At 44.4% G+C, this 24781-nt stretch carries 23 protein-coding genes; 18 read left to right on the top strand and 5 right to left on the bottom strand.

What is annotated here, in order from left to right; translation table 11 throughout:
- Window positions 1-455: 455 nt before the first annotated feature.
- From EX191_RS04135 to EX191_RS04145, 3 genes are all read left to right on the top strand, one after another.
- The gene (locus EX191_RS04135) at window positions 456-944 is read left to right on the top strand and encodes a hypothetical protein (protein WP_341480766.1); all 489 of its coding nucleotides are present in this window, start codon (window positions 456-458) and stop codon (window positions 942-944) included.
- 203 nt (window positions 945-1147) lie between these two features.
- Window positions 1148-1558 carry a hypothetical protein gene (locus EX191_RS04140; protein ID WP_182018663.1) on the top strand — a complete coding sequence of 137 codons (411 nt, stop codon included), beginning with the start codon at window positions 1148-1150 and terminating at the stop codon, window positions 1556-1558.
- A 224-nt stretch (window positions 1559-1782) separates the two neighbouring features.
- Window positions 1783-2886 (top strand): alpha/beta hydrolase, encoded by a 1104-nt coding sequence (locus EX191_RS04145; RefSeq protein ID WP_182036067.1) that lies wholly within the window; start codon window positions 1783-1785, stop codon window positions 2884-2886.
- A 116-nt stretch (window positions 2887-3002) separates the two neighbouring features.
- On the opposite strand, the gene EX191_RS04150 is transcribed toward EX191_RS04145, so the two are convergent.
- Window positions 3003-4139 (bottom strand): multidrug effflux MFS transporter, encoded by a 1137-nt coding sequence (locus EX191_RS04150; protein WP_193447185.1) that lies wholly within the window; start codon window positions 4137-4139, stop codon window positions 3003-3005.
- Between the two features lie 99 nt (window positions 4140-4238).
- On the opposite strand from EX191_RS04150, the gene EX191_RS04155 reads away from it, so the two are divergent.
- Window positions 4239-5012, top strand: coding sequence for an AraC family transcriptional regulator (locus EX191_RS04155; RefSeq protein WP_150916854.1), 774 nt, complete (start codon window positions 4239-4241; stop codon window positions 5010-5012).
- Window positions 5013-5102: 90 nt separating this feature from the next.
- Here EX191_RS04155 and EX191_RS04160 read toward each other — a convergent pair whose 3' ends face one another.
- Window positions 5103-6011 carry a LysR family transcriptional regulator gene (locus tag EX191_RS04160; RefSeq protein ID WP_193447186.1) on the bottom strand — a complete coding sequence of 303 codons (909 nt, stop codon included), beginning with the start codon at window positions 6009-6011 and terminating at the stop codon, window positions 5103-5105.
- Window positions 6012-6146: 135 nt separating this feature from the next.
- Between EX191_RS04160 and EX191_RS04165 the strand changes: the two genes are divergently transcribed.
- The 9 genes from EX191_RS04165 (at window position 6147) to mnhG (ending at window position 14219) form a co-directional block, all read left to right on the top strand.
- The gene (locus EX191_RS04165; RefSeq protein WP_046875926.1) at window positions 6147-6866 is read left to right on the top strand and encodes an SDR family oxidoreductase; all 720 of its coding nucleotides are present in this window, start codon (window positions 6147-6149) and stop codon (window positions 6864-6866) included.
- Between the two features lie 396 nt (window positions 6867-7262).
- Window positions 7263-8198 carry a universal stress protein gene (locus EX191_RS04170; RefSeq protein WP_193447187.1) on the top strand — a complete coding sequence of 312 codons (936 nt, stop codon included), beginning with the start codon at window positions 7263-7265 and terminating at the stop codon, window positions 8196-8198.
- A gap of 110 nt (window positions 8199-8308) precedes the next feature.
- The gene (locus tag EX191_RS04175; protein WP_005392611.1) at window positions 8309-8500 is read left to right on the top strand and encodes a hypothetical protein; all 192 of its coding nucleotides are present in this window, start codon (window positions 8309-8311) and stop codon (window positions 8498-8500) included.
- Window positions 8501-8666: 166 nt separating this feature from the next.
- The gene (gene mbhE / locus EX191_RS04180; RefSeq protein WP_193447188.1) at window positions 8667-11336 is read left to right on the top strand and encodes a hydrogen gas-evolving membrane-bound hydrogenase subunit E; all 2670 of its coding nucleotides are present in this window, start codon (window positions 8667-8669) and stop codon (window positions 11334-11336) included.
- On the top strand, window positions 11336-11689 hold the full coding sequence (locus EX191_RS04185; RefSeq protein WP_167427378.1) for a Na+/H+ antiporter subunit C: 354 nt from the start codon (window positions 11336-11338) through the stop codon (window positions 11687-11689). The genes mbhE and EX191_RS04185 overlap by 1 nt, the downstream gene beginning before the upstream one ends.
- Window positions 11686-13182 (top strand): Na+/H+ antiporter subunit D, encoded by a 1497-nt coding sequence (locus EX191_RS04190; protein WP_193447189.1) that lies wholly within the window; start codon window positions 11686-11688, stop codon window positions 13180-13182. Before EX191_RS04185 ends, EX191_RS04190 begins: the two co-directional genes overlap by 4 nt.
- Complete coding sequence (locus EX191_RS04195; protein ID WP_005392607.1) at window positions 13179-13655, top strand: Na+/H+ antiporter subunit E; 477 nt, start codon at window positions 13179-13181, stop codon at window positions 13653-13655. The genes EX191_RS04190 and EX191_RS04195 overlap by 4 nt, the downstream gene beginning before the upstream one ends.
- On the top strand, window positions 13648-13926 hold the full coding sequence (locus EX191_RS04200; protein ID WP_046875930.1) for a cation:proton antiporter: 279 nt from the start codon (window positions 13648-13650) through the stop codon (window positions 13924-13926). The genes EX191_RS04195 and EX191_RS04200 overlap by 8 nt, the downstream gene beginning before the upstream one ends.
- Window positions 13926-14219, top strand: a complete 294-nt coding sequence (gene mnhG / locus EX191_RS04205) for a monovalent cation/H(+) antiporter subunit G (protein WP_104972424.1) — start codon at window positions 13926-13928, stop codon at window positions 14217-14219. The genes EX191_RS04200 and mnhG overlap by 1 nt, the downstream gene beginning before the upstream one ends.
- Before the next feature lie 26 nt (window positions 14220-14245).
- On the opposite strand, the gene EX191_RS04210 is transcribed toward mnhG, so the two are convergent.
- From EX191_RS04210 to EX191_RS04220, 3 genes are all read right to left on the bottom strand, one after another.
- On the bottom strand, window positions 14246-16252 hold the full coding sequence (locus EX191_RS04210; RefSeq protein WP_193447190.1) for an acetoacetate--CoA ligase: 2007 nt from the start codon (window positions 16250-16252) through the stop codon (window positions 14246-14248).
- 87 nt (window positions 16253-16339) lie between these two features.
- On the bottom strand, window positions 16340-17266 hold the full coding sequence (locus tag EX191_RS04215) for an electron transfer flavoprotein subunit alpha/FixB family protein (RefSeq protein ID WP_193447191.1): 927 nt from the start codon (window positions 17264-17266) through the stop codon (window positions 16340-16342).
- Window positions 17263-18015, bottom strand: a complete 753-nt coding sequence (locus tag EX191_RS04220) for an electron transfer flavoprotein subunit beta/FixA family protein (RefSeq protein WP_048624911.1) — start codon at window positions 18013-18015, stop codon at window positions 17263-17265. The genes EX191_RS04215 and EX191_RS04220 overlap by 4 nt, the downstream gene beginning before the upstream one ends.
- A gap of 156 nt (window positions 18016-18171) precedes the next feature.
- Here EX191_RS04220 and EX191_RS04225 point away from each other — a divergent pair, with 156 nt between their 5' ends.
- The 5 genes from EX191_RS04225 (at window position 18172) to EX191_RS04245 (ending at window position 24775) form a co-directional block, all read left to right on the top strand.
- Complete coding sequence (locus EX191_RS04225; RefSeq protein WP_193447192.1) at window positions 18172-19809, top strand: electron transfer flavoprotein-ubiquinone oxidoreductase; 1638 nt, start codon at window positions 18172-18174, stop codon at window positions 19807-19809.
- A 241-nt stretch (window positions 19810-20050) separates the two neighbouring features.
- A complete protein-coding gene (locus tag EX191_RS04230; protein ID WP_193447193.1) occupies window positions 20051-20851 on the top strand; it encodes an ABC transporter ATP-binding protein in 801 nt (266 codons plus the stop codon).
- Window positions 20851-22803, top strand: coding sequence for a long-chain fatty acid--CoA ligase (locus EX191_RS04235; protein WP_193447194.1), 1953 nt, complete (start codon window positions 20851-20853; stop codon window positions 22801-22803). Before EX191_RS04230 ends, EX191_RS04235 begins: the two co-directional genes overlap by 1 nt.
- Window positions 22803-23696 carry a branched-chain amino acid ABC transporter permease gene (locus EX191_RS04240; protein WP_005392598.1) on the top strand — a complete coding sequence of 298 codons (894 nt, stop codon included), beginning with the start codon at window positions 22803-22805 and terminating at the stop codon, window positions 23694-23696. Before EX191_RS04235 ends, EX191_RS04240 begins: the two co-directional genes overlap by 1 nt.
- 11 nt (window positions 23697-23707) lie before the next feature.
- On the top strand, window positions 23708-24775 hold the full coding sequence (locus tag EX191_RS04245) for a branched-chain amino acid ABC transporter permease (RefSeq protein ID WP_006741060.1): 1068 nt from the start codon (window positions 23708-23710) through the stop codon (window positions 24773-24775).
- Window positions 24776-24781: the final 6 nt, after the last annotated feature.

The following is a 24781-nucleotide window of genomic DNA, read 5'->3' on the forward strand; positions in this document are numbered from 1 at the left end:
GTATACTGTGTATTTACTTGTATTGATCTTTTTTTTTTTTTTTTTTTAATAGTACGGCTACCACCGAGATCTACACAAGGCTATTCGTCGGCAGCGTCAGATGTGTATAAGAGACAGATATCAATGTTGACACTGCCAAATATATATTTATTAATGTAAAAACTTTTTAAGAATGATGAAGATTTTTGTTTTAATGCTAAATTAGATAAATAGTTCGCTTCTTTTGTTGGTTTGAGAACTGAAATCATAGTGAGAGCTCTGAAAACTATATGAGTGGTAAGACGGCGAATATAGGAGCTGAACGAATAAGGGTGAATTTTTAAGTTAACATGTAAGGGATGATAATTTAATGTTTGCATGTTTATAAAATCAGTGGAGTGCGTTAATTCATTATTATAATAGAATTAAAAGTTATTTTTATACGCATGCAAAAAATTAAGAGTTAAAATTTAAAGGTGATATCCTTGCTTGTTAATCATAATAAGTGTTTTGGATTTTTACGCTTCCCATTTTTTGTAAACTCAGGCTGCGAACAAGACCCTTTTGTATTTACATGTAATTTGGAAAATAAAGGCGGTGGCTTGAAAGCTTGTTTTAATCAAGCCGAGAATTCGATGTACTTCGTTGTTGACGAAAATGGGTTGAAAACAGATTATGCCCAACGAAAAGGGAAGAGTTTAGATAACTATAAATGGATAGATATTTCTCTTGAAGAACCTGAATTCATTCCTTTGAAGTTTGAAGTAAATGAAAACAAGAATGCGTATTTTTCATTGACTAGAGGTGGTGGGCGGTTGAGTGTCGTTGCTAACTCCGTTGACATGATTGAAGATGAAAATGCTGTTGAGTACTACTGTGAATTGGAAACTGAAACAGCTCTGGATCCCAACGTTAGATTAAAAATAAAACACGTAAAGCCCAATGAGTTTGAAGCTTGGGATTAAATAGCAATAGATTCCAGTGAGAGCCTAAATAAAATTCATTGTAATAAAGAGTTAGCTTTTCTAGAAAATTTACTCGAGATGTTTGGATAAGAAATGTTCAGATAAAAAGCGCCGAAAGGCGCTTTTTATTTTCTTTAAAATAAAGTATGGTCTCCCTCCTTTTAAAATGGTAAGTGTTGAATAATTATACAGTGGTTAGGTAAATGAATAAAATAACTAAACTCGCTTTGGCTTTGTCCGTATTGACATCTGTTGTTGGGTGTCAACTGGTCTCAAATACGCCGATGCAATCGACAGCAACGAAGGAAATAATTGAAAAAGCAAAGGCAGAGTTTGATGGACAACGTTTTTATAAGTTGAATGAATATGATGAAGAAATCAACGTTTCAGATGACGGGGTCATTACCTTCAAGTCTTACTTACCACGCAGCGGCGGTTATGAATGGGTACCAATTGTTATACGCGATACTAGTTTTCGTGTTTCTTGCGATTATTTCAGTGAATATGTTGAAGCTGGAATGGTTGTTCAGGTTCAGTTTGTAGGTAAACGCGGGCGCATTGAAAATTACGACAAGCAACGTTGTGAAGAGTACGGTGGGCCAACATGGCAATAAGAGCTGTAGACAATTAAAGCGCCGAAAGGCGCTTTTTATTTACGTTTTAGTTAACCGTTAGAAAAGATGTAGACCAATCTTCGGAAGATTAGGCAAGCAATGCGTAGTATCTGGTTAACGAAAAAATACGAAAGTTGCAACAATGGACGTGTCAGTAAAGTAGGAGCGATAAAGCCTCCGCGTACTGTACTCATCGTGTGTTACGTTAATTAGGAGTGTCTACCATGAAAAGCCAGAACGACAATCAAGCAAGTTACCAAGATGAACCTGATGAAGGTCGTCGCAATATGATGAAAATGACGGGTGCTAGCGTGGTTGCTATGGGAGTCGGATCGCTCTCAACGAGTTCCGTTCAAGCTGAGACGCAAATAAGTCTTGGTGACACCTGGGATAAAACATTTACGAAAAGTAACCAAGTTCAACATCGCAAAGTGAGTTTTAAAAACCGTTATGGCATCATGTTGGCAGCGGATCTTTATCAACCTAAAAATAAAAGTGGCAAGCTTGCGGCTATCGTCATTAGTGGTCCATTTGGCGCTGTGAAAGAGCAGTCTTCAGGGTTATATGCTCAAACATTAGCTGAGCGAGGCTTCATTACTTTAGCGTTTGATCCGTCGTATACCGGAGAGAGTGGTGGTGAACCAAGAAATGTTGCATCACCTGATATCAATACAGAGGACTTTAGCGCAGCTGTGGACTTTATTGGCCTACAGAAAGACGTTGATCGTCAGAAAATTGGTGTGATAGGCATATGTGGTTGGGGCGGCATGGCGTTAAACGCAGTTGCTGCAGATAAACGCGTCAAAGCAGTCGCAACCAGTACGATGTATGATATGACCCGTGTAATGTCTAAAGGCTATAACGACAGTACGACGTTTGAACAGCGCACGCAAACGTTAGAGCAGCTAAGCCTGCAACGATGGGAAGATGCCGAAAATGGAATACCTACTTACGGGCCAGTATCGCTTGAGTTAGTTGGAGGTGAGCCCCAATTTGTTGTTGAGTATGCAGCCTATTACAAGTCTCCTGAACGTGGCTTTCATCCACGAGCGATTAACTCAAATGCCGCATGGACACTCACAACGCCGCTGTCGTTTATGAATATGCCAATTCTGACCTACATTGAAGAGATATCTCCACGCCCAGTGTTGTTCATTCATGGCGAAAAGGCGCACTCTCGCTATTTCAGTGAAACGGCGTACGAAGCGGCGGCAGAGCCTAAAGAATTGATGATCATTCCAAATGCGAATCATACGGATCTCTACGATCAATTGGATGTGATCCCATTTGATAAATTAGAGAGCTTCTTTAAGGTTAATTTAGTTTAGATCGCCCTCTAGAAGACAACTGAGGAGCGGTTACTATTGTGCTCCTCAGTTCCTATTGATTGAAAAATTCTCTAGATTCTCGGTGAACCATTACGGAGAGTATTTCATTATTATACTCACAAGTCGGTATGAACTTGTTTTGTAGAAAACGCTAATAAAATCGCTAAACAGCTACATGCTAATAGAACGACACCTAAGTTTTGTACTGTTCCAGCCATCGCTAATCCCGTCCCGATCATGATGTAGTACATGAGCCCAAATAAAGCACCTGCGCTACCTACCTGTTGTTTATAATCAACGAGTGCATCACTGAGTATGTTGGGTATCGCAATCCCATAAGACATGACGACTAACACCATTGGAGCAACAAACCAGATTGATTGGCTCAGAATCAACACACCGACTGACCCCAAACTAAGCAATACTGCTGAGAGCCAAAGTAGTTGGCTTTTTCGAACATTTTTAGACACTAGGGATTTGTTTAAATAACTCCCAAGCAGAGTGCCTAACCCCAGTACCATGCCACTGTATCCAAATTGTTCGGAGCTATACCCAAGTGCTGAGAAAGTAAATGCGCCAAGCTGGTAATAAGAAAATAGAGCAATGTTATACAAAGCAACCAGTAATCCTGAGCGCCAAATTCGCGCGTCTCTTAGCATTTTCCAGCTAAGTTGATGCAACCGCACTGGTGTCTGTTCCTTCTGTGTTTCAGGAAGTTTAATAACGTTATAAGCGAGCAATACTAACGCGATTAAAAATAAAGCGAAAAACACATAACGATATCCACCAAGCCCTGTAAGCTGTCCGCCTAATAGCATGCCTACTACCGGGCTGATTGATATACCCATCCCCATTAAGCTGAAGACTTTACTCAGTTCTTGACCGTCAAACGCGTCACGAAGCATGGTCTGTGTGACAACGGAACCTACCGCGATACCAAATGCGCTCAGGGCTCGCGCAGCCATGACAACAGCAAAACTCTCGGTTTGAGTTGCGAGTAAAGACGCAAAACCATAGATAAAGAGCCCAATTAACATGGTAGGCCTTCTTCCCAGTTTATCTGCGAGCACTCCCCAAACAACGACGCCAATGGCAAACGCTAGGAAGTAAATCGACAGTGTTTGTGCTGCTTGTGCGTGGTTTACATCAAATGATAGAGCGATTGAGCTCAACGCTGGGCTATAGATGGTTTCTACAATTTGCGGAAACATCAACATAACCAGCATGAGCCATAAAGAGGGCTTAGTATTCATATTGTTACCCATTGTTAATGAAGTTGGCGGGCAGTATAAATGAGGCTATGATTGAGCCAATAACAACATAAAAACCAAATACATCAATATTCGGACAAAATGGCACTTATTGACGAAGAAACACAGTTTGACGCAGACAAAATTTCTAATTGTGTAGTGGGAATTGCTGCGGATATTGGCAAGCACGACTCGGGTATGCATCAGCACAAGAAAGGGCAATTGTTGTACGCACCTCAAGGTTGTATGAGTTTTGCTCTGAAGGACTCGATTTGTATTCTGCCCCCGACAAAGGCGGTTTGGATCCCACCTAATACGCCGCATCGCGCACTGATGACGAATGTGGTTGCGTATCGATCTTTGTATTTTGATTGTGAGGTGTTTGCGTGTCCGAGTAAGATCACGATGATAGAAGTGAATAATTTACTCCAAGCCCTCATTGATAAAATGTCATTTTGGGAGTGGGATAAGCCTAACAGCGAGATGCTAAATACGACAGCACTCTTCTGGGAGGAGTTTTATGCTGCGAAACGTTATTCGTTTCAGTTGCCTTTGCCATCACATCGGCGCTTAACAACATTTCGCCGGGAGTTGGTTGAACCTTCATTTCTCGCTCCTTCGCTTACTACTCTTGCAAGCAAAGTGGGGGCAAGTACCAAGACGGTAACACGATTATTTAAGTCGGAAACGGGTATGAATTATCAAGATTGGCGTCAACAGTGGAGGCTCTTAAAAGCAGTTGAATTGTTATCAACGGGAATGCAAGTTAGCGCCGTTGCTGATTGGCTGGCGTTTTCGTCAGACAGTGCTTTTATTGCATTTTTCAAAAAGCAAACTGGGCAAACACCTCTGACGTTTATGAAAACCAAGCCCTAAGCATCAAAATACTCACACTCTTTCTAGAACAAATCCTAGGTTCATAGGCTCAGCCTATGAAGCGTACATAGAGAGATACCAACGTGCACGTTACTTGTGTTTACTCGGCAGCTGATGAAAATATTGAGTAGCAAAGTCAATAAAGGCTCGGATGCGTTTTGGTTGATGTCGGTCGTGATGGTAAAGGAGTGAAAACTCCACACTCGGAATGCTCCAGTCGGTAAACACTTCTTTTAGCTTGCCTGTCTGGAGTTCTTGTTGGCAATAAAGTGCTGGCACACGGATGATACCATTTCCCGCCAACGCTGCTTTTATCATTACTCTGCCACTCTTACATCGTAACTGTCCACGTATCTGGTGTTCCGTTGACTGCTTTGTATTTGTGTTCTCGAATGCCCAGCGTGTCACACTGCCTGTCAAACAAATGTGTTTTTCTAAGTCTTTTGGATGCGAAGGATAGCCATATGTTTCTAAATAACTTGGGCTTGCGTACGTCCCCATTTCCACATCGATCAGTTTGCGAGCGATAAAGTTGGAGTCTTCTAACTTTCCCATTCGAAAAGCGATATCGAATTCATCTGCGATTAAATCGACACGATGGCTGCTAAAATCTAAGTTAATGTTCACTTGTGGGTGTTGGATTAGAAACTGAGCAACGATATCTGCGACAACGTCTTCCCCTAAATAACCCCCCACGCAGTTGATACGAATTTCGCCTCTTAATTCTTCTACATCATCAACCACTGCCATAACAGCTTGATCAATATTGTGAAGGGCGGTTTCACACTGTTTATACAGAACCTTGCCTGCTTCGGTGAGCTTCAGTGTTCGAGTGGTTCTTTGTAGCAAAGTGGCACCAATCTGTTGTTCCAGATTTGTTATTTGACGTGAAACGTGTGAGCGAGAAACGCCAAGTTCCTCTGCTGCTTTTGTGAAGTTTCCTAGTTGAGCGATTAGGACGAAAGAGCGAATATCCGCAAGGTTGATGTGTGTTTGCATGACGACTTCTGCGTAATTCAAAAAAGTATTGTTGCAGTATAACAACAGTGTTTCAACTAGGTCGGTATATATCAACAAACAAAGTTTTCTTAAACTTATCGCCACTGAGGTAAACCGTTCTATTAAGGATTCAAAATGAAAAAGTTAATTGTTATTACAGGCGCTAGTTCAGGCATTGGTGAAGCGATTGCACGTCACTTCAGTGAACAGGGCCATGCTCTTCTTTTGTTAGCAAGACGTGTAGAACGTTTAGAAGCATTAAACTTACCAAATACGCTTTGTGAAAAGGTAGATGTGACCGACAAAGCTTCTTTTGAGGCGGCAATTGAGAAAGCTGAAGCGTTGTATGGTCCGGTAGATGCACTTGTAAATAACGCAGGCGTTATGCTTCTAGGCCAGATAGATACTCAGGACGCATCGGAGTGGAAGCGCATGTTTGATGTGAACGTACTTGGCTTGCTCAATGGTATGCAGTCCGTCTTAGCACCGATGAAAGCACGCAACAGTGGTACGATCATTAATATCAGCTCTATTGCGGGCAAGAAAACATTCCCTGATCATGCCGCTTACTGTGGTACCAAATTTGCGGTTCATGCGATTTCTGAAAACGTACGTGAAGAAGTCGCATCATCGAATGTTCGCGTTACGACTATTGCACCTGGCGCTGTGGAAACTGAATTACTTTCCCATACTACGTCTCAAGATATTAAAGATGGCTATGATGCTTGGAAAGAGGATATGGGGGGCGTGTTGGCAGCCGACGATATTGCACGAGCAGTGCTGTTTGCTTATCAGCAACCGCAAGGTGTATGTGTTCGCGAAATTGCTTTGGCACCGACAAAACAGCAACCTTAACATTAATTTACAGCGACTTCTGGATCATTAGGGCTGTGAATATTTGCACACCGATTCGTGATTGATATGGCATCTTTCAACTAAGTCGTATGAAAATTTAGGTTACCCATTTAAGTCCGTAGCCTAAGTGTGTTATTGCTTATACCCAAGTTACTCAAGGTGAGAAAAAACTTTGAGTAATTTGGGTTTTTATTTGGTCTCAATTTTTAGTATGTCGCTCTATTGGGGTCAGCGGGCCACAGTCGTAAAGAAAAGGAGAAGGTGACGTAAAGCAAAATGAAGCAATATCCATAGCTTAATGAGAATTGATTTCATCAACGTCACAAGCCGTTACAATTATCCGTTAGGTATTATACTTTGTGGGTGGTTAATATTTAACCAAACAAGGAGGTGTGTATGAAACGATTCGCGAACATACTTTTTGCAACACAAGGATTGCCTGGTCATAGTGAGGCGCTCGAACAAGCGATGAGGATCGCATCCAGCAACAAAGTACCTGTTTCAGGGCTAATTGCGTGCCCCGATTTCCCCGCGGATATGCTCCAGTATCAGCAAAGTTATGAGCAATCGCTACAAGACTCCCTCAAACAAAGCATTCAGGAATACAGACAGAAGCTCGATCTTTCTGAAGATGATCTGGCATTTCCTCTTGCTGTGAAAAGCAGTGAAAAACCCGCTGTCTGTATCATTAAAGAAGCATTAGCTGACAACAAAGATCTTATCATCAAAGAAGCTGAACCACTCGGTGAAGGCGCTGAAGGCTTCAAAGCCATTGATATGACACTGTTACGCAAATGTCCTTGTCCATTATGGTTACACCGACCGATTGATAAGCCGAGAGACAAACGCCGTGTGGCTGTTGCTATAGATCCGTTAACGGCGAGCGATGAACAGCACTCATTAGCGGTGCGTTTACTTGAATTATCTCGTTCAATAGCCGACACCTGTGACAGTCGTTTACATGTGATTTCTTGCTGGGAATATTACTTAGAGAACTACCTACATGACAATGCTTGGATTCAAGTCGACGATGCTGAGTTGAAACATGAACTCGACAAAGCAAAAGCCGATCATAAACAAGCTCTACAACAACTGCTGGAAGAGTCGGGGATTACGGGTGAAATTGTGATTCATCATTTACACGGAAAGCCTGATGAAAAAATCCCGGATTACGTAGAAAGCATAGAAGTGGACGTTCTAGTCATGGGTACCTTAGCGAGAACTGGGATATCTGGCTACGTCATTGGTAATACGGCTGAAAACATTTTGCAATCTATAAACTGTAGTTTGGTCGCTCTTAAGCCCGATGGTTTTGTATCGCCGATTCAGTAATTGGTGTGTAACAAACCTAGGTTTAAGTGGTTGTTTTAGGTAAAGGAGGGAGACGGAGTTCTAGAACATGGAATTATCAGTGTATCAATAAGTTATCAGAGGAGAGTGACATGAAAAACCTATGCCCGAAATGCCACACAGAAATGATAGAACGTTCGAACGTTTATGTTTGTCCGAGAAATGATATCGGTGACTGCACCTACGATGCGTTCGAGTTAACTGATGACGATAATCCATACACATTCAGTCGAGAACACGTAAGTAGTGATCTACGTTCTTACACCGTAGCGGACAGCAAGTAGCTGTTTGTATTAACGTTCCTTTAAGTAGCATTCAGTGATTGCTGTTTGCTACTTATCCCTTGGTTTTATGATCTTTTTTGAAATACTTGGGCTAAAACAATCAAGTGGAGCTTTTTATCTTTGCGCCAAATAGGGCGAACTTTCTTATAAAAATGAATGGGCTGCGATGTTGAATAGCATAACGGGTAAAGAAAACCTGCCGAAAAATCCCGATAATCAATTGGTCTTACTGATTTTCCCTGTGCTGCCAATTTTAATCTTCTCTTTTCTTTTTTACATCTACACACCCGCAGGCGTAAGCTGGAATGCGGAATGGATACCTAGCCTCGATATTAACTTCAGCTTTAGGTTAGATGGTCTGTCATTCCTTTTTGCCGGGCTGATCAGCGGGATTGGCGCACTGATCCAAATATACGCTTTGGCTTACTTACGAGAGAGTGATAGCCGATTTTCCTTTCATTTATACCTAACCCTATTCATGCTTGCCATGCTAGGGATTGTGATGAGCGATAACATCCTGTTGTTATTTGTTTTCTGGGAACTCACCACCATCACTTCTTACTTACTGATTGGTTTTAATCACGAAAACAAAACGTCACGAAAAAATGCACTGCAGTCGTTGATCGTTACAGGTGCTGGTGGATTAGCGTTGTTAGCTGGCCTTATCTTGTTGGGAGCGATGGCAGGGAGTTATGAGCTACATACGATCATCGCTCAGGCGGACACTATTGCGCAGCATGAATGGTTTATCCCATCTCTAGTGCTCATACTACTTGGTTCATTTACTAAATCTGCGCAGTTCCCGTTTCATTTTTGGCTACCTAACGCGATGGCAGCGCCCACTCCAGTCAGTGCGTATTTACACTCGGCAACAATGGTAAAGGCGGGCATTTACTTGTTAGCGCGTTTATCGCCAGTTTATGCTCATAGCGAGGTTTGGTTTTATGCCCTAGTGATCACAGGGAGTATCACCGCCGTTTGGTGCACGTTTGTCGCATTAAAACAAACTGACTTGAAGCTGATGCTAGCCTACAGCACGAATGTTGCTTTGGGTAAATTAACATTATTACTAGGTATGGGCACAGATTTGGCCGTTAGTGCAGTACTGATGTTTATTCTCGCTCACTCTTTCTACAAAGCTGCACTGTTTATGGTGGTGGGGAATATCGATAAAGCGACAGGAACGCGAGATATTGATCAACTGTACGGCTTGAAGTCAGTGCTCTTCATCAGCATGGTTGCGGGGAGTTTGGCTGCATTGTCGAAAGCTGGGTTTCCGCCGTTGTTAGGCTTTTTGAGCAAAGAATACATGTACAAAGCCGCCGTAGAGCTCAATAACTGGATCGCCTTTGTACTTTTAATCGTGAATATACTGATGGTTGCGCTAACCATTATGCTTATAGCGAGACCATTCTTTGCTCGCCGTGATCTCATGCCGATTGAAATGAAGCCAGTTGAGACAAAAAAAGCCATGTGGTTCTCGCCTTTGCTCTTGGCACTTGGCAGTCTCATCGTTCCGCTAGTCGGTTTAAATTGGTTAGATCACAATATCATCTTTCCTGGCTCTGCTGACATTCTGCCTGCAGCCGATATTAAAGCGACATCATTATGGCATGGTGTGAATGTACCGCTGGTCCTAAGCGTTATCACGCTAGTATTGGGGTATGTGGTGTACCGTGTTTATCCTACTGTGTCTGCATTTTTTCAGCGGTTACATCTATTCGTCCCCAAAGCAGAGAATGTTTTTGAACGACTATTAGATGACATGATGACACTGGCGAAGTGGCAAACGGCGCTGTTGCAGCAAAAGAAGTTGAGTCGTTATGTCCTGCTATTTTTCGCGGTACTCGCCGTCGCTTTACTTGGTCAGGTAGCATTTATTCCTCTGCCTTTGTTAGAGCAGCTTTCAAATGTGGCTTTCTATGAGATTGGCATTGCCTTATTACTGATTGGTGCAGCGATCGTATGTACGTTGTCTCACTCAAGGCTTCTTGCGATTTCTGCGCTAGGTATGATTGGTTTTATGACCACGCTTGTTTTTATGATCTACAGTGCTCCGGACGTCGCGAAGACTTTACTGTTAGTGGAAACATTAATGGTGGTCTTTTTAGCATTGTTAATGCGTCATATGCCGCGTTTAACCACCGTGCCCAAGCATTCAATAAAACGCAAATTGGCGAATGTTTGTATAGCGGGCGTGATAGGTGTTTCGATTACTTTCCTCTTGTTAGGAATCACGTCCCAGCCGATGGATTCATCGGTGTCGGAATTCTTTGCGGAAAATAGTGTCCCAGGCGGGCATGGGCGCAATATTGTCAACGTCATTCTCGTCGACTTTCGTGCGTTTGATACATTGGGAGAGGTTGTCGTCGTTGTCATTGCTGGGATTGCAGCAGTGAGCTTGCTTAAGACAAGAGCGAAAAAGCAAAACCGTATTCAATCATTAATTTTTGCAACCACGGCACATATCGTCGCGGCGCTCATGCTTGTGTTCTCAGTGTATCTGTTATTACGTGGTCATAACGAACCGGGTGGTGGCTTCATTGGTGCATTGATTGCCGTTATTGGCTTATCGCTTCTCATGTTCGCGGAATCACCGAAATACGTTCGTTCTAGATTGTATTTCAAGCCGTTTTTCATTGCGTTATTAGGCATCGCATTGAGCTTAATATCTGGAGCTTTGAGCTTTGCGTTTGATAAACCGTTTTTAACCGGGTTGTGGTGGAAAGATGTGATACCACTGGGTACGCCGTTAGTTTTTGATGTTGGTGTTTATCTTGCCGTTATAGGTGGCGTGATGGGGATGCTGCTTCGTATTAATGAGGAGCTAGAGTGATGGAAATAGTCTGGAGTGTTGTCGTTGGAGTATTTGTCGCCGCAGGCGTTTACTTAATGCTGGAAAAGCATATCTTGCGTCTTTTGTTCGGTATCATGTTACTCAGCAGTGCGGTTAACCTTGCTATTTTTACCGCGGGAAGGCTGACTCCTGGAGAGCCGCCATTGATTGGCGATAATGCACTTTTGCCACCAGATGGCGCGGCAAACCCATTACCTCAAGCACTGATTTTAACCGCGATAGTCATCGGTTTTGGGCTACTTATTTTTGCTTTAATGTTGTTCTATCGAGCTTATAAAGATTCTGGAACCGCAGACGTCGATGAAATGCAACGTTCTGAGGAGGGTCAATGAGTTCGATTTTACTGACGTTACCTGTTGTTCTTTCATTGAGTACGGCGCTGACCATTTTCTTTGTACGTCGCTCAACAAAAAGTGCTGAGTGGTTAAGTGGCGCGAGTGCGATTTTGAACCTTGTTGTCGCAGGCCTTCTCACAGAAAACATCATAAGTAATGGTATTCAAGCCGTTGCTTTTGGCCAGTGGCAAGCACCGTTTGGTATCGTCTTTGTCGCAGATTACTTCAGCGTTGCCATGGTGATGATTACGGCAGTGATTGGTGCGATATGTGTTTTCTATGCCATGGCGGACCTTCACCGAAAACCTTCCTATAGCAATTACCATGCGTTGACGCACGTGTTGCTTGCTGGTGTTTATGGCGCGTTCCTCACCGGAGATATTTTTAATCTGTATGTTTGGTTTGAGGTCATGCTCATCGCGTCATTTGGTTTAATGGTATTAGATGCAACGAAAACTCAAATTGATGGGGCAGTGAAGTATGTGATGTTGAACCTGATTTCGACGCTAGTGTTCTTACTTGCCATCGGTTTGTTGTATGGCGCAACGGGCACCTTGAACTTGGCCGATCTCTATACCAAAGCGGGAGAGAGCGAACTGAGCATCAACATGATGTTGTCCGCCTTGTTTTTGTTTGCCTTTTCTATCAAAGCGGCACTATTTCCTTTATTTGCTTGGTTGCCAGCTTCTTATCACACCTTACCAAGTGGTGTGGTTGCGCTGTTTGCTGCGTTGCTTACTAAAGTCGGCGTATACGCGTTAATACGAGTCTTCACATTGGTATTTCCGCTCGCCGAGAGTGGTTGGCAGCCGACGTTGATTTGGATTGCTGGCCTCACCATGTTAACGGGCGTTTTGGGGGCGGCAAGTCAATTCGACATTAAGAAAATTCTTTCTTTTCACATTATTAGCCAAATAGGCTACATGATAATGGGATTAGCGATTTACACTCCTTTAGCTTTGGCTGGCGCTATTTTCTACATTGTTCATCACATCATTGTAAAAGCGAATTTGTTCTTAATCGGTGGCTTTATTGAGCGCAAATATGGGTCTAGTCAACTTGAACAGTTGGGCGGGGTATATAAAGCAATGCCTTGGTTAGCGTTCTTGTTTCTTGTCCCTGCGTTTTCTCTGGCAGGATTTCCGCCGCTCTCTGGTTTCTGGGGCAAATTCTTGGTGATCAAATCGAGTTTACAGGCTGAATATTACTGGTTAGCCGGTACCGCGCTATTGGTGGGGCTGCTTACTGTCTACTCGATGACGAAAATTTGGAGTGAGGCATTCTGGAAAAAGCCGGTTAGGGAGAAAACAGAACAGACTCTGCAAGTCAAAGTACATTGGTTGTATTGCGTTCCAATTGCCGTATTGACCATGTTCACGTTGATCATAGGCTTGGTGGCGGAGCCTTTTTATCAGTTTTCTGTTCAAGCTGCTGAACAACTGTTAAATCCGAATGAATACATTCGAGCGGTATTGGGAGGAAATCTATGATCTATCTATTCCTCAATCTTTTCTTAGCATTAGCATGGATGATGTTAAACGGCAGCTATTCGAGTTTGAATTTTATTGTCGGGTTTACGGTCGGTTTTTTTGCCTTACGGTTGAGCCAACCATTTGGATTAAAAACCAGCTACTTTCGACGTTTTGCGTCGGCATTAAAGTTACTGGTGTACTTCGCTTATGAAATGATCATATCGGTTGCAAGAGTCGTGTGGGATGTCGTGACGCCAACGCATTTGAGCCAGCCAGATATCGTCTATGTCCCTTTGGACGTCGATTCCGATCTTGAAATCACCTTACTTGCGAATATGGTTTCGTTAACACCGGGCACACTCAGTTTGGACGTTACGCCTGATAAAAAGCATCTTATCGTTCATGCCATGTTTGCTCCTGAGCATGAAGAAGTTATTCGTGGAATTAAAAACGGATTAGAGCATCGAATTTTGGAGGTGACGCGTGGATAGTTGGCTGCAAATAAGTGTCACTTTTGCCTATGCAGGGCTATTACTCAGTTTTGTTATGGCTTTCTTCCGTTTAATTTTAGGACCAACGCTGGCTGACCGAGTTGTGGCGTTAGATTTGATTTCATTTATCACCATCGGTTTTATTACGGTTTACACCTTAGACAGTGGTGAGGATGCCTTGTTAGATATCGCCATTACATTAGGTTTGGTCGCATTTCTTGGCACAATCGCATTTGCGCGTTTGATCGTTAAAAGGAAGGAGAGAGAATAATGGATGTGTTGATTGGGCTGTTTTTATGTTTAGGGACGTTATTGATTCTAAGCGCTAGTTTAGGTGTGTTGCGGTTGCCAGATTTATATACCCGAATGCATGCCGCAACCAAAGCCGGTACCGTCGGAGTTAGTTGCTTACTACTAGCGGTTGCCTTCTCAATTCCTGAAGTCACCGTGATCTCCCGAGTTATCGGTACGATGTTGTTTATCGTTCTCACGGCACCAGTCGCCTCCCACCTGCTCGGAAGAGCAATGCGAGAGGTCGGATATAAGATTTGGCGTAATGATTAAGTTTTTTCTTGTTTAACCAATTGTCACTATTGATTCAGCTGGCTAATTTCTTCCAGCACTTCTGGGTTAGCAATAGCACCAATATTTTTTACAGCTTGCCCGTTCACCAATTGTTTCACTGCTAGTTCAACCAGTTTTCCTGATCGTGTTTTAGGAATATCACTGATAGCAAAAATTTGGCGTGGGACATGGCGCGGTGAACATTTTGTTTTCAATGTTTGGCGAATTGAATTGGTGAGTTGTTGGGTTAACTCGACCTCGTGAGCGAGTTTTACTAATAACCAGATTTCTTCAGACTGCTGGTTTAACTTGCCGACGGCGATGGAGTCCTCGACCTCGGGTAACGCGTTCACTTGCTGGTAGATCTCAGCGGTGCCGATTCGTACGCCGCCTGGATTCAATGTCGCATCGCTACGGCCATAAAAAATAAAGCCGCCATGTTCGGTTTGCATCACATCGTCGCCGTGGTGCCAGATATCGGTAAACTTGCTCCAATAAGCGTTGTGATAGCGTTCGCCGTCGTCGTGCCAAAAACCGATAGGGAAATTAGGTAGCGAGTTATTGCACGTTAGTTCGCCGCGTTGCTTTGTAATCGCATTTCCCTCGTCGTTCAAAACACGCACGTCGATTCCCAGCCCTGAACCTTGGCATTCGCCTTTGTACACCGGTGAAATAGGGTTCCCAAGTACAAAACACCCACAAATATCCGTGCCGCCAGCGATAGAAGCGAGATGCAAGTCCTGCTTGATGTGCTGATAGACATAATTAAATTGTTCTGGGTAAAGCACCGAACCAGTTGAGCACAGAGTTTTGAGTGATTTCAGGTTATGTTCTAGTTTTGGAGAGCAGTTCGCATGCTCCAGTGCTTCTAAGTATTTCGCTGACGTACCAAACAGTGACACGCTATGTTCTTCCGCTAATCGCCATAAGACCGAGTGATCAGGGTAAACCGGACTACCGTCGTAAATCACTAAGGTTGCTCCACTCGCAAGAACGGAAACATGCCAGTTCCACATCATCCAGCCACATGTTGTGTAGTAGAAAACCTTGTCTTGTGGTTTGATATCGCAATGTAGTTGATGTTCTTTGAGGTGATTGAGCAAGGTACCGCCCACGGAATGGACAATACACTTAGGTTGACCTGTTGTACCAGAAGAATACAAAATGAATAACGGGTCATTAAACAGTGTTGATTGATATTGAACTGGTTTTGGAGAAAAGTGGTGAGTAATATCAGACCAATACACAAAGTCAGAAGTGCTAGCACTCTTAGCGTTTTGTATATATTCGATTTGGCATACGCTAATAGTGGCGTATTCGGAGACACTGCTTAGCTTACTACTAAGAGTCGTGTTTTTGTCCGTCATATCGAAAGCTTTGCCTCCGAACTGGTAGCCATCACAGCAAAAAAGAACTTTCGGCTTGACCTGGCCAAAACGCTCTACGACGCTATCGATACCAAAATCAGGCGAGGTTGAAGTCCAAATGGCACCAAGACTGGTGGTGGCCAGCATGGCAATAACGGTTTCAGGAAGGTAGGGCAAATAACCCGCAACGACATCGCCTTTGCCAACACCACAATTGAGTAGCCATTGCTGAACGACAGACACTTGTTCAAGCAACTGTGTACCAGTGAGCTGCCTGTGTTCACCGCTTTCATTAGTAAAAACGACAAACTCACGCTCAGGTGTTTGTTCGGCCTGAGATAGGAGGTTCTCTGCGTAGTTAAGCGTGGCGTCAGCAAACCATACGGTGTCCCTATTTACATGGCTCAGAGTAGAATCTGTCTGTGTCCATTTGGGAGCACCAAGGCTTTTGACTTGCGAGCCAATATTTCCAATGGCGTTACAGAAATGCCAGGTATGTCGCCAAAATTCGTCATTGTGGTCAATGGACCACTGGTGTAAAGACGTGTAATTATTGATTGAGATATCTTCGGTTTGGTGCGCATTAACCGTCTCGATAAATCGTAGCAAGTTGCTATTGCTGATGCGCTCAGCAGATGGTGACCAAATAGGTGCAGAATTTTGCATAGGTCCCTCTAATTTCGATTCTTTTTGAATATGACCAAAACAAAATAAAGGGGCGAACATAGCAGTGTTCGCCCCTTATCTGATTGTTTAAAGTTGTTCGGCAAGCTGAGGTAATACCTCAAATAAATCACCAACCAATCCATAGTCGGCAACTTCAAAGATAGGAGATTCAGGATCTTTGTTGATCGCGACAATCACTTTGGATTCCTTCATCCCTGCAAGGTGCTGGATGGCACCGGAGATCCCAACTGCAATATAAAGCTTAGGCGCAACGATTTTACCGGTTTGACCCACTTGTAAGTCGTTGGCAACAAACCCGGCATCAACCGCCGCGCGAGAAGCGCCAATGGCAGCACCTAGTTTATCGGCAACTTGTTCGATCAATGCGAAGTTCTCTTTGCTACCGACCCCGCGTCCACCTGACACAACCACCTCTGCCGCGCTTAATTCAGGGCGCTCTGACACGGTTTTATCAACAGAAACCAATTCAACCATTGGGTCTGAGATAGTGACCTGCTGATGCTTAATATCAGCTTGGTTGTGACAAGTAACCGGCTCAAACGCAGACGCGCGCACGGTGACGACGCGAACCTTGTCGCTGGTGGTCACTTTGGCAAATGCGTTTCCTGCGTAAATAGGGCGGATAAAAGTGTTTTCATCGATAACTTGGACAATATCGGAAATTTGCCCAACGCCGAACTTCGCTGCTACTCGCGGTGCAAGATCTTTCCCTTTTGATGATGAGCTAGCCCAGATTGCGTCAAAACCTTCAGCAATACTCACTACAATAGGTGCGATACTCTCGGCAAATTGATGCTTAAGTTGACCATCATCGACACAAATTACGTTTGATATACCATCAACGCGACAAGCTTGCTGAGCGACTTCTTCACACTGGTGGCCCACTACGATCAAAACATTGTCTTGACTGACTTGTTTTGCTGCATTAACCACTTTGAGTGTGTCCGCATGCAATTGGTTATTGTCATGTTCCGCTATGATTAAGTTCTTCATGAAATCACCTTCGCTTCGTTACGCAGCTTATCGAGAAGCTCTGAGACAGATTCAACCTTGATGCCACCTTTTCTCTGCGCTGGTGGTGTGACTTCTTGAATGGTTTGGCTAAATACCACTTCAACACCCAGACTGTCAGGTGTGATTGTATCTAACGGCTTGCGCTTAGCTTTCATGATATTAGGCAATGAGGCAAAACGCGGTTCATTCAGGCGTAAGTCAGTACTGATCACTGCAGGTAAGTTCATAGCGACCGTCATCAAGCCGCCATCCACTTCTCTCACGACCTGAACTTTTTGATCTTCTATCTTAACGTCGGAAGCGAAAGTTGCTTGAGGCCAGTCAAGTAGGGCTGCCAACATCTGAGCCACTTGGTTGTTGTCGGTATCAATCGACTGTTTACCCGTAATCACAAGCTGTGCTTGTTCTTGCTCGACCAGAGCTTTGAGCAGCTTAGCGACGACTAATGGCTCTATTTTGTCTTCAGTATCGACATGAATAGCGCGATCGGCACCTAACGCAAGCGCAGTACGTAGTTGCTCCTGACATTGGCTACCGCCAGCACTGACAACGATGACTTCATCTGCAATACCTTGCTCTTTTAGTCGTACGGCTTCTTCAACGGCTATTTCGCAAAATGGATTAATCGTCATCTTGACGTTATTGGTTTCAACATCGCTATGGTCCGCTTTCACGCGAACTTTAATGTAGGGATCAATGACCCTTTTGATTGGCACTAGTATTTTCACGTTAGATTCCTTTTTACAGTGAAGACTATGTGTTTACAGGGAAGACGATGTGATGACGTCTTTAAAATGATGTTAATTTACCTTTACGTTTGCGTCAACTTTAAATATATTGTTGCTTAACAAGTTGGCAACATGCAAAGAAAAAGGAATGCAATCATGGAAAGAGACTGCATGGAATTTGATGTTCTGATTGTAGGCGCTGGTCCCGCAGGTTTGTCTGCGGCATGCCGAATCAAACAATTAGCAGCAGAAAAAGAACAAGACCTCACTGTTTGCGTGGTAGAAAAAGGCTCTGAAGTTGGAGCGCATATTTTATCGGGTGCGGTGTTTGAAACGCGCAGTTTGGATGAGCTGTTTCCAGGTTGGCAGGAGAAAGGCGCACCACTCAATACCAAAGTAAACCAAGATAAAACCTATTATCTGGGCAACGAAATCAATGGTCATGAACTGCCTTCTTGGGCAGTGCCTAATACGTTACATAACGACGGTAATTACATTATAAGTTTGGGCAGTCTATGCCGATGGATGGCGTTGCAGGCTGAGAACTTAGGGGTGGAGATCTACCCAGGTTTTACCGCCAGTCAAGCCATCATCGATGAAGACAACCGCGTTTGTGGCGTGATCACGGGCGATATGGGATTAGACAAAAATGGTGAACAAAAAGGAAATTTCGAACCTGGTATTGAACTGCGAGCGAAGTTTACTTTATTTGCTGAAGGCGCGCGGGGTCATATTGGTAAGCAGTTGATTAATCGATTTAATCTCGCTGAAGATAAAACGCCTCAACATTACGCTATCGGCTTTAAAGAGCTGTGGGAAATACCACCAGAGCAGCATCAACAAGGGTTAGTGGTTCACGGCTTAGGCTGGCCGTTAGCGAACGAAGCCACAGGTGGCAGCTACCTCTACCATTTAGAGGGAAACCAAGTTGCCGTCGGGTTGATTGTTGACTTGAACTATAAGAATCCGCACTTGAGTCCATTCGATGAATTTCAGCGTTTTAAACATCACCCGATGATTGAGCAATACCTCAAAAATGGTAAACGAATTAGTTATGGCGCAAGAGCGATCACCAAGGGCGGTTTCCATTCGCTTCCCACGCAACAGTTTGCTGGTGGCTTGTTGATTGGCTGTGATGCAGGAACGCTTAACGGCGCTAAAATCAAAGGCACGCACACCGCAATGAAATCTGGCATGCTTGCCGCCGAAGCAGTATGTGAAACCCTTGAGAGTCAGTCAGTTACTGCTGATTATCAAAAGCATTTCAAACAGTCTTGGCTGTATGAAGAGCTTTATCAAGCACGTAACTTCTCAAGTGGAATTCACCGCTTTGGATCGTGGCTGGGCGGTGGCTTAGCGCTGCTGGAACATAACGTGTTAAAAGGTAAAGCTAAGTGGCATATCCGCTGTGATAAGCCTGATCATCAGTCTCTGTTATTGGCGGAAAACAGCAATAAAATTGTCTATCCGAAGCCTGATGGCGTGTTAAGTTTCGATCGCCTCTCTTCTGTTTATCTATCCAATATCTTCCATGAGGAAGATCAACCATGCCACTTACGACTGGCGAACCAACGGATTCCTATTGAGCAGAACCTTGAATTATATGCAGAGCCAGCACAGCGCTATTGTCCGGCTGGCGTGTATGAAATCGTACAGGGGGAGGAGCAGCCAGAGCTGCAAATAAATGCGGCGAACTGTATCCACTGTAAGACCTGCGACATCAAAGATCCAAGTCAAAATATTACCTGGACACCGCCGGAAGGTGGTGGTGGCCCTAACTATCCGAATATGTAGTCGTCTGAGAATAATTTTTATTAACAATTTATTTACTTAAAGTTTGCGTTAGTTCAAATCTTTCTCGATGAACTCGATTGCAACTTAATCTTTCAAGCACTATTCTGATTTTAAATTGACGTTTACGTAAACTGAATACAAAGTTGATGCATAGGTGTAAAAGCGGTTACCAGTATCAAAGTTAGGTTTGATCAAATAGTGCTCAATGGAACGCACTTAAATAACGAAAGGGAGATCAACTATGGTATCGGAATCGCCTCTGTTGCAGGTAAACGATATTTCATTGGCTTTTGGTGGGGTGAAAGCTTTAACTGACGTGAGCTTCCATGTGAATGAAAAGGAAATCTTTTCAATCATTGGTCCAAACGGTGCAGGTAAAACCTCAATGCTCAATTGCATCTCTGGTCGATACACACCAAACAAAGGCTCTGTAATCTTCGCTGGAGATGATGTAACCAAACGAACGCCTAGCCAACGAGCTGAGTTAGGGTTGGGAAGAACCCTCCAGAACTTAGCACTCTTTTCTCATATGTCGGTACTCGACAACATTATGGTTGGTCGACATCACCTACTGAAAAACAACTTCGTCACAGGGCCACTTTACTGGTTCTCTTACGCGCAGAAAGAAGAAATGGCGCACCGTAAATACGTAGAAGACGTAATCGATTTTCTTGAAATTCAGCACATTCGCAAAGCCACCGCTGGCACACTTTCTTACGGTTTACGTAAACGTGTAGAGCTTGCTCGTGCCATTGCCTTAAAACCTAAGTTACTGCTGCTTGATGAACCAATGGCAGGCATGAACTTGGAAGAAAAGGAAGACATGGCGCGTTACATCATGGATTTAAACGAAGAGTTAGACATCACCATCATCATGATCGAGCACGATATGGGCGTGGTGATGGATATCTCTAACCGCGTATTGGTGTTGGATTTTGGTAAACACATTGCTATGGGCGAGCCAGAAGAAGTGATGGCCAACCCGCATGTGAAACAAGCGTACTTAGGCGAAGAGCTACCGACATTAGAGGAGAGTGCATAATGGCACAGCAACATAATGATTGGGCAGATATAACCCGCTTAGATACCTTTCCAAAAGTATTGCAGCACAACGCCAAGCACTGGCCCGAGCAAGTCGCAATGCGTGAAAAGGAGTTTGGTATTTGGCGAGAGTTCACTTGGCAAGATTATGAAAACCGAGTGAAGTGGATGGCGCTCGCACTCAAAGACTTAGGTGTTGGTGAGCAAGACGTTGTTGGTTTGCTGGGTGATAACCGCCCGGAATGGGTATGGGGCGAGTTGGCTGCCCATGCGATTAAAGGCTTCTCGCTGGGCATCTATCAAGATTCCATGCACGAAGAAGTGGCGTACCTCATCAATTATGCCAAAGCAAAAGTCGTGGTTGCGGAAGATGAGGAGCAATGCGATAAGCTACTTGAACTCGGTGATGAGATCCCAAGCGTAGAATTCATTATCTATTGTGACCCGCGTGGAATGCGCAAGTACGACGACCCACGACTGATTGATGTTGAGCAGGTCTATAAAAAAGGTCAACTGATCGACAAAGCGGATCCCGATAAATATCTCAATATGGTTGCGGCAACCAAAGGCAGTGATCTTTCGATTCTTTGTACCACGTCGGGTACGACTTCCAAACCAAAGTTGGCTCAGCTACACAGCGGCACTTTCTTAGATCACTGTGCGGCTTATCTGCGTGCCGACCCGCGCTCTCCAGGCGACAACTACGTTTCTGTTCTGCCTTTGCCTTGGATTATGGAGCAGGTGTATGTGGTTGGTCAGGCGTTGATTTCTCGTCAAATCGTTAACTTCGTGGAAGAACAAGAAACCATGATGTCCGACTTGCGCGAAATTGGCCCGAACTTCGTGCTGCTTGCGCCGCGAGTGTGGGAAAACATTGTGGCAGACGTGTCTGCACGAATGATGGATTCCACACCGTTTAAGCAGAAGATGTACAAACTGGGCATGAGCTTAGCGAATAAAGCGTTGGAGCAGGGTAAACGTTCAAAACTCGCTGAATGGATTTTGCTACGTGCTCTGCGTGACCGCTTAGGTTTCTCGAATCTAGCATCTGCTGCAACGGGCGGCGCGGCGATGGGGCCTGACACTTTCCGTTACCTACAAGCTATTGGTGTGCCACTTAAGCAGCTTTATGGTCAGACCGAAATGTGTGGCGCATACACTGTGCACCAAGCGGATGATGTGGATTACGATTCCGTCGGCGTCGCGTTTGACAATGCAGAAGTGAAAGTCATCAACCCAGACAGCAATGGCGTGGGTGAGATCATCGCGAAAAGTACGGGCATGTTTACTGGCTACCTGAACAACCAGGAAGCGTATGACGAAGACGTACAAGACGGATGGATGCACACAGGCGATGCGGGCTATTTTAAAGACTCTGGCCACTTGGTGGTGATTGATCGTCTGAAAGATATGTCGGAAACCAGCCATGGCGACCGCTACTCTCCGCAGTTCATTGAAAACAAACTCAAGTTCTCGCCGTTTATTGCAGAAGCCGTAGTGGTGGGCAAAGGTCGACCTTGGCTATCCGCCATCATCTGTATTCGCTACGCGATTGTTGCGAAGTGGGCAGAGCAGCGAGGCTTAGCATTCACTAACTACACCAACTTATCTGCTCAACCAGAAGTGTATCAAGCCATTCGTGAAGAAGTGCTGAAAGTGAACGAATCCCTACCTGATGCACAGAAGATCAGCAAATTCATTTTACTTTACAAAGAGCTAGATGCCGACGATGGAGAGCTAACTCGCACACGTAAAGTACGCCGTGGTGTGGTTGCAGAGAAATACGGAGACATCATCGAAACCATCTACAGCGACGATCCAAAAGTCGATGTCGATACAGTGATCACTTATCAGGATGGCACCAAAACACGCATTCAAACGTCGCTAGTGATTGAAACGCTTATTGAGCATGAGCCAACACTAGTGGATAGCGAACAACGGAGGATCGCATAGTGAATACGGATTTATTACTGCAACTCGTCATTAATGGCGTGATCGTTGGCATGTTGTATGGCGTTGTCGCCATGTGCTTTGTACTGATATACAAATCGACCCAGGTGGTGAACTTCGCTCAGGGGGAGTTTCTTCTGATTGGTGCGTGGGTATGTTGGGCGGCGCTTGTTCATCTGCAACTGCCATTTTTTATCGGCTTTTTACTCACGCTCGCGTTCATGATGGTGTTCGGTATCGCCGTGCAAACCATTGTGCTCAGACCGTTAATTGGTGAGCCGATTATCTCGGTGATTATGGTGACCATCGGTCTGTCTATGTTCTTCCAAGCATTGATGAAATGGATATTTGGTGTCTCAGCTGTGTCGTATCCGCAAGTGTTCGAAACAAATGTGGTGAATATCGGTGGTTTGAACGTTGAGTTCGCTTACATTCTGAGTTTGATCTTCTCGATGCTCATCATGGGCGCGTTCTACTGGTTCTTCAAATTCAGCAAAATGGGTCTGGCAATGCGCGCAACGGCATTTAACCAGCAAGTAGCCCAGAGTCTTGGCATTTCCATCAAGAAAGTGTTCGCCATTAGTTGGGCTATTTCGGCAATGGTATCTGCAACAGCAGGGATTGTTATCGGGATCGTTAACGGCGTATCTGACGCGCTATCCATTATTGGTATCAAAGTTTTCCCAGCCGTTATTTTAGGTGGCTTAGATTCTGTAGTCGGCGCAATTGTCGGTGGCATCACCATCGGGGTGCTAGAGAACTTAGCTGAGTTTTTTGATAGCCAATACCTGCAAGTGGGTAACCTGTACAACATCGCACCATTCTATGTGCTGTTAATCATTCTTGCCTTCAAGCCATACGGCCTGTTTGGTACCAAAGATATCGAGCGTATTTAAGGAGAAATAACATGGCTCAACTTAGCATGCGCCCATGTGGGGATTTTCGAACCACATACAAAAGTGATACGCCAATTTTTGAAACCAAAACCATCAGAAGCCTTGCGATTGCTGGTGTTATCGCCATGCTGGCAGCACCGCTGGTCTTGGATATTTACTTCCTCAACCTGTTTATTCAGATTGCATACCTCGGTATCGCGGCATTGGGCTTAAACATTCTGGTTGGTTTTACAGGACAAATCTCCCTCGGCCATGGTGCGTTTTTTGGCTTTGGTGCCTTTGCATCGGCTTGGCTGAATAACCAGTTCAACATTCCAGTCGTGTTTGCGATTCCGCTTGCGGGTTACTTAACCATGATTGTCGGGATGCTGTTTGGTCTGCCAGCTGCGCGAATTAAAGGCTTATATCTCGCGATTGCGACTTTGGCTGCGCAGTTTATTTTAGAGGACTTCTTTGCTCGTGCAGACTGGTTCAGTGGCGGCTCATATGGTGCTGGTGCAAATCCTATCAATCTGTTTGGCTTTGAGTTTACGACCGATGAAAGCTTCTTCTACATTGCTCTGTTTGCGCTGATCTTTATGTACATGTGGGCATCGAACTTGATCCGTTCTCGTGATGGTCGCGCGTTTGTCTCGGTACGAGATCACTACCTGTCGGCAGAAATCATGGGTATCAACCTAACCAAGTATCGTCTGCTCTCATTTGGTGTGTGTGCGTTCTATGCAGGCATCGGGGGTGCACTCTACGGGCATTATTTAGGGTTCGTATCAGCAGAAGGTTTCACCATCATGATGTCTATCCAGTTCTTGGCAATGATCATCATTGGTGGCTTGGGTTCCGTCAAAGGCACATTGATGGGCACGATATTTATCGTATTGCTGCCTGAAGTTTTGGAGTTTGGCGTGACGGGGCTGGCTGCGTTTAGCAATAACACTTCGTTCGTTGATGGGCTTGCTTACTTCAAAGAAATGGCGATCGGCTTGGTCATCATGCTGTTCCTTATTTTCGAACCTCAAGGGTTATCGCATCGCTGGCAACAGATTCGAGCATATTGGAAACACTATCCGTTCTCATATTAACGTGGA

The organism is Vibrio chemaguriensis, assembly GCF_012275705.1.
In the GTDB taxonomy this organism is placed as follows: domain Bacteria; phylum Pseudomonadota; class Gammaproteobacteria; order Enterobacterales; family Vibrionaceae; genus Vibrio; species Vibrio diabolicus.